The following is a 1,484-nucleotide window of genomic DNA, read 5'->3' as shown; positions in this document are numbered from 1 at the left end:
GTCAAGTATGATAGTATCTCAACGCCCCTCTGAAATTTCTCCAACTGTTTTTTCACAATGTAATAATTTTGTTGTAATGCGCTTAACAAATCCAGATGACCAAAATTATGTGAAGCGTTTATTGCCAGATAGTTTTGATGCATACACAGACTCTTTATCAATGTTGGACACTAAGGAAGCACTATTGATTGGAGATTCCATATCTACACCATGTTTAGTGAAAATTAACGATGCTAACCCTCTCCCTAAGTCAGAGAATATTTTATTCTTAGAAGAATGGAATAAAGATTGGGTAGATATTGAATTCGAAAGTCTTTTTGAAAAATTAATAAGTAAAAAGCAGTTACCTGTATTAGCAACATAAAGATTAAATGTGATAGAGACGAAGTAAAAGAATGTTTTGAGCATGTGCTAAATCTTTTCATGTAACACCTTCATTAATTATCTTTCAAATAAAAGTATATAATTGAAACAGGGATATTAGAAGTGGATTCAGAGTTAGAGGTAATTTAAGAAATATTAATTATGTAAAATAAATCACTTGTATTTAAAATTGCACTCAGTATTTTTATAAATAAAGGAATAAAAAAGTTTTGGGTTTTTCCAATAAATGAATCAATAGAAAAGGTAAATTAAAAGTATGGATTTCAAGCAGCAAAAAAGTTAGCAAACGGACACGAGTTTTTAAGTGGAAAAGTATTAGAGAAGTTCGAGAAAAATTCTTATTGAACTATAGGGTGCGTTTGTGGAATATGCTTCAATAAAATAATCAAACCTTTTTATATAGAATCAAATCGATTATCTTAAATAAGGGTATGTTTTGATCAATCTTTTTTCAAAACATGCTCTTTATATTAGTTTCTATAAAATGGTTATTAGTAGTAATTTAATCAAGTCTTATTTTAAGACTATAACATAGATATTGTTACAAAGGTTTATTAAAATGCCTTATCATGACCAAAGGTAACCATTGTGAAATTAAATTGTGAAATGATATATTTAATGTGTATATAAAAATAAATATCTATTAAAATTAATAGAAGATAAAAATTCTGGTAGGATTGGATATAATTTCAAATTAAGTTTATACAGGAAAATTATGGAGGGTGATTTACATTTATGATTTACATTACAAGTTACTTCTCACAAAGAGATAAAAAAGGTTTTCATTTAATACCGGATAATTGGGATGATTATAATTATTCTACATTGTTTAATGTTGAATATATTGATGACAATTTTCAAACTCATAAAATTGGTTTAGTGAAAATAGGATTCAAAGGTCAAATTCAAGAAAGAACTGAACCGAAATTGGATTTAGCTTTTGAAGAGTTACCAGAAGGATTCTTTTCAGTTGGACAAAACGGAAAGTATTATAGTCAAATAAGGAAATTAGATGATGATGATTTAAGAATGGATTTTCTCCATGGTATGAAAGATGTAGCATATAGTCACGAAATATATGAATTATATAAGGATGAAGA

General features: G+C 27.3%; 2 protein-coding genes. Both read left to right on the top strand.

Going from position 1 to position 1,484, the window contains the following annotated elements; translation table 11 throughout:
- On the top strand, positions 1–364 hold a 364-nt coding region (locus AC1DJR_RS29550; protein ID WP_477004209.1), incomplete at its 5' end, for an ATP-binding protein.
- A 755-nt stretch (positions 365–1,119) separates the two neighbouring features.
- A partial coding sequence (locus AC1DJR_RS29545; RefSeq protein ID WP_477004208.1) for a hypothetical protein occupies positions 1,120–1,484 on the top strand: 365 nt, incomplete at its 3' end.

Source organism: Bacillus sp. 05T31, from assembly GCF_056396725.1.
Note: the sequence above shows the minus strand (reverse complement) of the source record. Positions and strands in the feature narration are given on the sequence as shown.